This window comes from Micromonospora tulbaghiae (assembly GCF_900091605.1).
GTDB classification, from domain to species: Bacteria; Actinomycetota; Actinomycetes; order Mycobacteriales; family Micromonosporaceae; genus Micromonospora; species Micromonospora tulbaghiae.
This window is the reverse complement of the sequence record NZ_FMCQ01000006.1, coordinates 38,017-47,929: the sequence shown is the minus strand read 5'-3', so window position 1 is coordinate 47,929 and position 9,913 is coordinate 38,017. Positions and strand designations below refer to the sequence as shown.

Sequence of the window (9,913 nt, the reverse complement as noted above, 5' to 3'; positions counted from 1 at the left end):
GGGGGGCGGGGGGAGGGCGGGTGGGGTTGGTGTGAGGATCGGGGGCATGCGTGCGGTGGTGTTCGAGCGGTTCGGGGTGCGGCCGGAGGTCCGGGAGGTGGACGACCCGGCGCCGGCGCCGGACGGGGTGGTCGTCCGGGTCGGCGCCACCGGCCTGTGCCGCAGTGACTGGCACGGCTGGCAGGGCCACGACCCGGACATCCGCCTGCCGCACGTGCCGGGGCACGAGTTCGCCGGTGTGGTCGTGGCAGTGGGCGCGGACGTACGCGGCTGGCGGCCCGGCGACCGGGTGACCGCGCCGTTCGTCTGCGCCTGCGGGCGGTGCCCGTCGTGTCTCGCGGGCGACCAGCAGGTCTGCGAGCGGCAGACCCAGCCGGGCTTCACCGGGTGGGGTTCGTTCGCCGAACTGGTCGCGGTGCGGCACGCCGACGTCAATCTGGTGCGCCTCCCGGACGAGCTGGACGAGGCAGCAGCCGCGGCGCTCGGCTGCCGGTTCGCCACCGCGTTCCGGGCCGTGATCGCGCAGGGCCGGGTGGCTGCCGGCGAGTGGGTCGCAGTGCACGGCTGCGGCGGGGTCGGTCTGTCCGCCGTGATGATCGCGGCGGCGAGCGGGGCGCGGGTGGTGGCGGTGGACGTCTCGCCCGGCGCGCTGGAGCTGGCCCGCCGCTGCGGCGCCGCGGTCGGCGTGGACGCGAGCGCTCTGGGCGGTCCCGGCGAGGTGGCCGCCGCGATCCGGGAGGCCACCGGCGGGGGTGCCCACCTGTCGCTGGATGCGCTCGGCAGTCACGCCACCTGTGTGGCGTCGATCGAGGGCCTGCGCCGGCGCGGCCGGCACGTGCAGGTCGGGCTGCTGCCGGCCGCGCAGGGCCGCCCGGCGCTGCCGATGGACCTGGTGATCGCGTACGAGCTGGAGCTGCGGGGCAGCCACGGCATGCCGGCTCACGCGTACCCGGAGATGCTGCGGCTGGTCACCGCCGGGGTGCTGCGCCCGGCCGAGCTGGTCACCCGCACCGTCGACCTGGCCGCCGCGCCGGACGCGCTGGCCACCATGGACCGGCCGGCCACCGCCGGGATGTGCCTGATCCGTCCCTGAACGGGCACGGGCCGGCCCGCCGCCGGGAGACCCGGCGCGGACCGGCCCGCGAGCCTGCCCGATCAGTCGGTGACGGTCACCGTGACGGTACGGGGCGGCTGCTGGTACTGCCCCCGGTTGTCCATGCCGCGGACCGTCACCGTGTACGTGCCGGCCGGGATCACCGGCGACGTGTACGCGAAGTTCGACCCCGGCGAGCCCGGGCTGGTGAGGAACGTGGCGATCCACGGCCAACTGCTCGGCGCGCCCGCGCGGCCGAACGTGCCGGCGGAGTTCATGCCCTGCCCGGCGCTGTTGCCGATCTGCACCTCGACCTTCTGCATCCCGCCGTCGTCCACCGCCCGGCCGGTGATCACGATCCGGCCCCCGGTGTACGCCTGCCCCTCGACCGGGGTGATGCTCGGCTCCAGCGTCGGGTCGGTGTCACCCGGGTAGACGAGGTAGCGGGCGGTCGCGCCGTTCGTCGAGTTGTCCTGCTGGCCCGCGGTGTCCACGGCCCACGCCTCGACGCTGTACGTGCCCCGGGTGGGAAGGTCGATCGAGAGCGTGAACGCGGTGCTGGTCGCGCCGGGCGCGGCGAGCGTCGCGTCGACTGTGGCGAACGCGGCGGCCATGGTGCCGTTGGGCTGCACGTACCGGCCGGTGTCGAGGTCGCGCAGCGCGATCCGGACCGCCTGGACCCCCTTGTCGTCGGTGGCGGTGCCGGTCAGGTCCAGGTGCAGCCGGTCGATGTCCTGGTTGGTGCCGGTGAAGCTGAGCAGCCCGTTCGGGAAGGCGTCACCGGGTACCTGGGCGGTGACGGTGAGCCGGCCCATGTTGTTGCTGGACGTGGTCAGGCCGAGCTTGTCGGTCGCCCGTACCCGGAAGTCGTAGACGCCGGGGGTGAGCGGCACGGTGGTGAACGACCAGTCGAACGTCGCGGCGTCGAGGTTGGCCGGGGAGATCCGGTGGTAGCCGGCGACCGAGTCGGCGCCCCACGTGCCGTCGCTGGCCAGTGCCTCGCGGGTGGTGTTGTTGCGCAGGTAGATCTCGACCGACTTGAGGGCGTCGTCGTCGTTGGCCGTACCGGCGAACGTGATCGTGCCGCCGGGCGCGACGGTGAACGGCGCCGGGTTGCCCGGCGGGGTCATCGCCACCGGGGAGGTGATCGCCACTGTCGGCGGTACGCCGTTGGCGGAGACGGTCCAGTCGCGGGTGTCGCCGCGCAGGTCGCTCTGCCCGGTCGTGTCGACGGCGGTGGCGGTCATCTTCCACTGCCCTTCGACGGGCAGCGTGACCTCGTACTGCCAGGTGGTGGACGTCGCGCCGATCACGTCCGGCTCACCGCGGAAGGTGTTGTAGACCGCGGCGACGGTGCCGTCGTCCTGGAGGTACCGGTTGTCCGCCGTGCGGAACGAGTAGATGAGCGAGTTGACGCCCTTGTCGTCGGTGGCGGTGCCGGAGGCCACGAACGTCTGCGTGGCGAGCAGGCCGGCCGACGGCGAGCTGATCCGGGTCGTCGGCGGCAGGTCGTCGAAGCGGAACGCCTCGATCTTCTTGACCGCCTTGGTGGTGTCGCCGGCCCCGTTGCGGTCGAACGTCTTGGCCTGCAACTGGTAGATCCCGGCCGGCAGCGTCACCGGCAGGCTCCACGTGGTGGAGGTGGCGTTCGGCGCGGCCACAGTCGTGTTGATCGCCTTGAACGCGCCCCAGGTGGTCAGGTCGGCCTGGAGGTACTTGCCGCTGTTGCGGTCCTGGATCTCCAGCTGGACGCGGGCCACGCCGGCCGGGGCGAGCGCCTGGCCGCTGATCGTGAACGACTCGCCGGCCGACTTCACCGCACCCTCGATCGGCGTGGTGACAGTGGTGTCGAGCGGCGCGGGCGCGGGCTCCTTGGAGAGGTCGAAGAAGGCCACCCGGCCGGTGGTCTTGCCGCCCTTGACGTTGCCGTCACCGCCGACGAGCAGGCCGCGCGAGGTGGCGAGCATCGCCTTCTCGCCCTCGTACGAGTTGGAGCCGGGGTTCCACTCCAGCGCGGTGCCGGTGAGCGGGTCCAGCGCACCGAGGTGGTCACGGCGGACCACCTGGTCGCCGAGGCCGTAGCCGCTGAGTCCCTGGCCGGTGCCGTAGCCGACGTTGTCCAGGCCGGGCCACGGCACGTTCGACGTGGGCGACTCCTGCCAGCTGAAGTGGCCGCCGACGTAGACGGCGGTGTCGGTGATCGCCACCGAGTAGATGCTGTCGAAGTGCCGGGAGATCCAGAGCGGCTCGACGTGGTCGTTACCGGTCAGCGGGTACGCGATGGCGGTGTCGTTGATCGGCGGGCGGTCGCCGCCCGAGCCGCTGGTGACCACGAAGTACGAGTCGTCGGGCGCGATGTCTCCGGCGAAGACCCGCTGGATGCCGCCGACGAAGGAGAGGTTGTCCTCCCACAGCCGGGTACGCCAGGGCAGCAGCGCCTTGCTCGCCGTACCGATGAGGGCGACGCCGTAGCGGTCCTGGCCGGCGATCTGGCGGCCGGTGTGCACGACCAGCAGCTTGCTGCGGTCGTGGGTGAGCTTGAGCTGCTGCACGGTGAGCATGCCGCCGACGCCGATGCCGCCGGTGAGCGGCAGGTTGAAGCCGGTGTCGACGGCACCGGTGGTGGGGTTGAGCGCGACCAGGCCGCTGCGGCTGACGCCGTTCACGGTGGCGAACTGGCCGCCGACGTAGACCGCGTTCGTGCTCACGGCGAGCGCGGTGGCCCGCGCGTTCGCGGTGGCGGTGAACGCGGCGACCGGTGCGCCGGTGGCCGGGTTCAGCCGGGCGATCTTGCGCTTGGTGACGCCGTTGATCGTGTTGAACGAGCCGGCGATGTAGAGCGACGAGCCGTCCGGCGACGCCTCCACCGCGGCGACCGCGCCGTCGATCGTCGGCTTGAACGCGGTGTCGACCTTGCCGGTGTCCAGGTTGTACGAGGCGAGGGACCGCTGCGCGATCGTGGACCCGCCGACGTTCGCGATCGAGGTGAACGTGCCGGCGATGAAGACGCGGTTGCCGATCACCTCGATGTCGGTGATCTCGCCGTTGTTGATCCGCGGCGTGTCGGTGCGGGGCGTGGTCGGCATCAGCCGGGTGTCCCCGGGGGTGACCAGCGCACGGGTCGCGGTGGTGCGCGCGGCGCCCAGCGCGGCGCTGCTTCCCGTCGCCTGTGCGCCGGTCTGGCCGGCCACGCCGGCGTCCCGCACGGTGACGGTGGCGGCGAGCGCCGGCACTCCCGCCACCACGACCGCGCCGGCGGCGAGCACCGCCACCGCGCGAAGCCAAACTCGCATCGAGACAACTCTCCCTGTCCGCCGGGACGGCCCCCTCGGGTGAATTCCCGAGTCCCCTCCGTCCGCGTGCCGGACGCCACCGTAGGAGGCAAAGACATCTCGCGATACGTGCCGCACCGGTAATCGACCGGTTGCCATCAATTCCGGCCACACCGGCAGCGCGGCTCCGCCGATCGGGTCACCGGCTGTCACCGTCCGGCCGTACGCGCCGCCCCGGGCCGCGACGTGCGGTGTTCCACAGCGGACCCAGGGGCGGGTCAGTCGCCCCGCACCCGGGGGTGGCGGTGGTCGGTGAGCCGCAGGCCGACCCCGCGTACCGCCGCGATGGTGACGCCGGTGCCCAGCTCGTCGAGCTTGCGGCGCAACCGCTTGACCAGGGACTGCACGTCGGCCCGGCCGTGCGTCGGCGCGTCGTGCCAGACCGCGTGGTGCAGTTCGGCGTAGCTCCACACCCGTACCGGCTCGGCGGTCAGGCAGGTCAGCAGGTCACGCTCCAGCCGGGTCAGGGCGGTCTCGCGGTTGCCCCACCGGGCGGTCGACCGGGCCGCGTCGATCACCAGCGCGCCGTCCGGCGCGGGCCTGTCCCGGGGTACGGGCGGGGCCGGCGCGTCGGCCGGGGCCGGCGCCTCCGTGATCAACTCGCGCAGCTCGTCCAGATCGGCGACCATCAGAAGGGGTGCGACGCCGTCCAGCAGCTCGGTCAGCCGCAGCCGCTCGGCCGGGGACGACGTCACCCCGATGACGAGCGAGAAGGGGCGCTCCGGCGGGTCGGTGCCGGAGTTCGCCGCGTTCGTGCCGTCAGTCGTCACCGCGCCCCACCGTGACAAAAACTGTCAACAGGCCGCCCGATCCGGGGGCCTGTTGGTGACATGTTGCTCACGTACGGTTATTGATCGTTCCTTACTGTCGATCATAGTGTCCACTCAGGCGTCCGGCGCAGACCCGCACGGCGCCTAGGGGGCCTGGGGGGTTCTTTTCACACCGGTGTAGCAGTCGGGAGAGCATGTCTCCTGGCCCTTCTGCCATGGCTCGATCATCCGCGGGTCATCGGAACAGGAGGCAGCACCGATGCTGAGACGTCCACACAGATGGGGCCCGGCCCGGCGGCTGGTGAGCGCGGGCGCCGCCCTGGTGCTCGCTGCCACCGCGCTGGCCGCTACCGGCACGGCGGCACAGGCCGAGACGGGCGCGGGCGCGTCGACCGGCGACAAGATCCGTCCCGAGCTGACCCGTCAGCTCCAGGGCAAGAGCGAGGGCGACTTCTGGATCCACTTCGCCGCCAAGGCGGACCTGAGCAAGGCCACCGCGATCAAGGACTGGAACGAGCGCGGCGCCGCCGTCGCGGCGGCGCTGAAGAAGACCGCCGCCGACAGCCAGTCGAAGATCCGCGCCGAGCTGGACCGCTCGGGCACGAAGTACCGGACCTTCTGGGCGACGAACGCCATCAAGGTCACCGACGGCTCGCTGACCATGGCGCAGAACTTCGCCGCCCACTCCGAGGTGGACGGCCTGTACGCGCCGGTGGAGTACAAGCTGCCGGAGACCACTCCGGGCACCGACGAGAAGTCGGCGAACGCCCTGGAGTGGGGCATCGCCAACATCAACGCCGACGACGTCTGGTCCCAGTACGGCGTCAAGGGCGCCGGGATCACCGTGGCGAGCATCGACAGCGGCGTCCAGTTCAACCACCCGGCGCTGGTGAACGCCTACCGCGGCAACAACGGTGACGGCACCTTCGACCACGACTACAACTGGTTCGACGCGGCCGGCGAGTGCGCCACCGCGCCGTGCGACTCCGACGGCCACGGCACGCACACCATGGGCACCATGGCCGGCGCCGACGGGGCCAACCAGATCGGTGTCGCCCCCGAGGTCAAGTGGATCGCCGCGAACGGGTGCTGCCCGTCCGACGCCGCGCTCATCTCCTCCGGGCAGTGGATGCTGGAGCCCACCGACCTCAACGGGCAGAACCCGGACGCCAGCAAGCGGCCCAACATCATCAACAACTCGTGGGGCACCACGGCGCCGTCCAACGAGCCGTTCATGGAGGACGTCACCGACGCCTGGACCGCGTCCGGCATCTTCGGTGTCTGGTCCAACGGCAACAACGGCCCGTCCTGCCAGACCAGCGGCTCACCGGGCAGCCTGGCGAGCAACTACTCGGCCGGCGCGTACGACGTCAACAACAACATCGCCAGCTTCTCGTCCCGGGGCACCGGGCAGAACGGCGAGATCAAGCCGAACATCTCGGCGCCGGGTGTGAACGTGCGCTCCAGCGTGCCGACCAACTCGTACGCCAGCATCAGCGGCACCTCGATGGCGGCACCGCACCTGGCCGGCGCGATCGCGCTGCTCTGGTCGGCGGCGCCCACACTGGTCGGCGACGTCACGGCGACCCGCGCGCTGCTCAACGACACGGCGATCGACAAGGGCGACTCGCAGTGCGGCGGCACCACCGACGACAACAACGTCTACGGTGAGGGCCGCCTGGACGCGCTCGCGCTGCTCGCCGCCGCCCCGATCGGGGACAACGGCACCCTGGCCGGCAAGGTCACCGACGCCGCCACCGGCGCGGGTATCGCCGGGGCGACCGTCACGCTGACCGGCCCGACGGACCGCACGCTGACCACCGGCGCGGACGGGACGTACTCCTCGCTCCTGCCGGCCGGCGACTACCAGGTGGTCGTTTCGGCGTTCGGGTACGCGACTCGCACGCTGTCGGCGACGATCACCGCGAACACGACCAGCACGCTCGACGTCGCGCTCACCGCGGTGGCGAGCGTCACGGTCAGCGGGCAGGTCACCGACGGTTCCGGGCACGGCTGGCCGCTGTACGCGAAGGTGAGCGTCGAGGGCACGCCGATCTCCGACTACACCACGCCGTCGACCGGCCGCTACAGCCTGTCGCTGCCGTCCGGGGCGACCTACCGGCTCAAGGTCGAGCCGCAGTACGCCGGCTACCTGACCACCACCAAGGAGGTCACCGTCGGCACGGCCAACGTGACCGCCAACATCGCGGTGCAGGCGAACCCGGAGGCGTGCACCACCGCCCCCGGTTACACCGTCAGCTCCGACGGCGAGTACGAGACGTTCGACGGCACCGGCGTACCGGACGGCTGGACCGTGGTGGACAACGCCGGCACCGGTCAGGTCTGGGAGTTCACCGACGCCGGTGAGCGCGGCAACCTGACCGGCGGCAGCGGCAACTTCGCCATCATCGACAGCGACAACTACGGCAGCGGCGGTCGGCAGGACACGTCGCTGGTCAGCCCGGTGGTCGACCTGACCGGCGTGACCACGCCGGTGATCCGGTTCAACCAGGACTACAACTGGCTCAACAGCGACCGCGCGGACGTCGACCTGAGCCTGGATGGCGGCACCACGTGGAGCAACGTGCTCCGGCAGGCCGCCGACGTACGCGGCCCGCGGGTGACCGAGGTGCCGATCCCGCAGGCGGCCGACCAGTCGCAGGTGCGGGTGCGCTTCCACTACTACGAGGCGAGCTGGGAATGGTGGTGGCAGGTCGACAACGTGCTCATCGGCAGCAAGCTCGTCTGCAAGCCGGTCAAGGGCGGCCTGGTCCTCGGCCACGTCCGTGACAAGAACGACAACGGCTACGTCAACGGCGCCACGGTGACCAGCAAGGACCGCCCGGCGGAGAAGGCCACCACCGTCGCCACGCCGGACGACACCGAGCTGCCCGACGGCTTCTACTGGATGTTCTCGTCGCTGACCGGGACGCACCCGTTCACCGCCAGCGCCGGCAACTACGTGAGCCAGACCAAGCAGGTGGCGGTCGAGGAGGACTGGGCCACAGCGGCCAACTTCCAGCTCGCCGCCGGCCGGCTGTCGGTGAAGCCGACCTCGATCACCGGCACGGTCCGGATGCCCAGCGGGAAGGTCAGCAAGACCTTCACCGTGACCAACACCGGCGGGGCCCCGGTCACCGCCGAGTTCAGTGAGCGCGACGGCGGCTTCGTGCTGCAACGGGCCGACGGCACCCAGTTGTCCGAGCAGGCGCTGCTCGGCTCCACCGGCGCGCCGGTCCAGCGGCTGACCGCCGCCACGTCGTTCGCGGCGCGCTCGTCCGGCAAGTCGTCGAACGCGATCACCGCCGCCGCACCCCAGGCGGACCCCTGGACCACCATCCCGGGCTACCCGGCGAACGTGATGGACAACCGGGTCGTCAACGTCGACGGCACCGTCTACTCCATCGCCGGTGGCGACGGCACCGCGTCGAGCGCCAAGAACTACAAGTACGACCCGATCGCCCAGACGTGGACCGGGATCGCCGACCTGCCCGGCGCGCGTAACGCCATGACGGTCGGCGTGATCGACGGCAAGATCATCGCCACCGGCGGCTGGGGTGCCGCCGGTCCGGACGCCGCCACCTTCTCGTACGACCCGGCGGCGAACACCTGGACCCGCAAGGCCGACAACCCGGTGCCGCGCGCGGCGGCCGGCCAGGCGGTCGCGGACGGCAAGCTGTACGCGATCGGCGGCTGCACCACGGCGAGCTGCACGCCGATGGCCAACTCGGTGGTCCGGTACGACCCGGGCGCCGACGCCTGGGAGACGCTGCCGGCGTACCCGAAGTCGGTGGCGTTCCTGTCCTGCGGCGGGATCGACGGGACCGTCTACTGCACCGGCGGCAACGACGGAACCACGTCGCAGAAGGTCGGTTACGCCTTCGACCCGGGCGCAGGAGCCTGGACCGCCATCCCGGACGCGCCGGCCGACAGCTGGGCCGCCTCGTACGCGGTGGCGAACGGCAAGCTCCTGGTCGTCGGCGGGTCGCAGGGGGGCGCCATCACCAACGCCGGCTTCGCCTTCGACCCGGCGACCAACTCGTGGGCCAACCTGCCCAACGCCAACGCCCCCCGCTACCGGGGCGGCGCGGCCTGCGGGTTCTACAAGGTCGGCGGTTCGTCGGGCGGCTTCACGGCCACCAAGGACAGCGAGGTCCTGCCCGGCTTCGGCGAGTGCGCCGAGGGCGCGGCGGACGTGAGCTGGCTGACCGTCGACAAGTCGAAGGTCACGCTGGCGCCGGGTGAGAAGGTCACCGTCACGGTCGGCATGACCGCGAACGTCGACCAGCCCGGCACGTACTCCGCGTCCGTGGTGATCAAGGAGAACACGCCGTACACGGTGGAGCCGGTGGCGGTGACCATGATCGCGCAGCCGCCGACCACCTGGGGCAAGCTGTCCGGCACGGTCTCCGGCAAGAGCTGCCAGGGCGCCACCGCGCCACTGGCGGGCGTGACCGTGCAGGTCGACTCCTGGGCGAGCTCGTACACCTTCACCACCGACGCCCAGGGCCGGTACGCCTACTGGATGGACCGGCGCAACAACCCGCTGACGCTGATCGTCGCCAAGGACGGCTGGAAGCCCCAGACGCGCCAGACGAAGATCAACAGCAGCACGCCCACCGTTGAGGACTTCACCCTCTCCCCCACCCGCTGCTGACCCGGCACCCGACGAGGACGGCCCGCCCGGCGCAAGCGCACCGGGCGGGCCGCCCCACGTT

Annotated in this window: 4 protein-coding genes; 2 read left to right on the top strand and 2 right to left on the bottom strand. The window is 71.8% G+C overall.

What is annotated here, in order from left to right; translation table 11 throughout:
- The first annotated feature begins 46 nt into the window (after positions 1-46).
- A complete protein-coding gene (locus GA0070562_RS18370; protein ID WP_091423479.1) occupies positions 47-1,093 on the top strand; it encodes a zinc-dependent alcohol dehydrogenase family protein in 1,047 nt (348 codons plus the stop codon).
- Positions 1,094-1,155: 62 nt separating this feature from the next.
- Here GA0070562_RS18370 and GA0070562_RS18365 read toward each other — a convergent pair whose 3' ends face one another.
- Both GA0070562_RS18365 and GA0070562_RS18360 read right to left on the bottom strand, forming a co-directional pair.
- Positions 1,156-4,386: an Ig-like domain-containing protein gene (locus tag GA0070562_RS18365; protein WP_091423476.1), complete on the bottom strand. Its 3,231-nt coding sequence runs from the start codon at positions 4,384-4,386 to the stop codon at positions 1,156-1,158.
- 257 nt (positions 4,387-4,643) lie between these two features.
- The gene (locus GA0070562_RS18360; RefSeq protein ID WP_091423474.1) at positions 4,644-5,195 is read right to left on the bottom strand and encodes a winged helix-turn-helix domain-containing protein; all 552 of its coding nucleotides are present in this window, start codon (positions 5,193-5,195) and stop codon (positions 4,644-4,646) included.
- A gap of 259 nt (positions 5,196-5,454) precedes the next feature.
- Between GA0070562_RS18360 and GA0070562_RS18355 the strand changes: the two genes are divergently transcribed.
- Positions 5,455-9,852 carry a S8 family serine peptidase gene (locus GA0070562_RS18355; RefSeq protein WP_091423472.1) on the top strand — a complete coding sequence of 1,466 codons (4,398 nt, stop codon included), beginning with the start codon at positions 5,455-5,457 and terminating at the stop codon, positions 9,850-9,852.
- The last annotated feature ends 61 nt before the right edge of the window (positions 9,853-9,913 follow it).

What these genes read in the sequence shown, in the direction of transcription:
- GA0070562_RS18370 (WP_091423479.1), top strand. Translation starts at nt 47, where the DNA reads ATGCGTGCGGTGGTGTTCGAGCGGTTCGGGGTGCGGCCGGAGGTCCGG.
- GA0070562_RS18365 (WP_091423476.1), bottom strand. Translation starts at nt 4,386, where the DNA reads ATGCGAGTTTGGCTTCGCGCGGTGGCGGTGCTCGCCGCCGGCGCGGTC.
- GA0070562_RS18355 (WP_091423472.1), top strand. Translation starts at nt 5,455, where the DNA reads ATGCTGAGACGTCCACACAGATGGGGCCCGGCCCGGCGGCTGGTGAGC.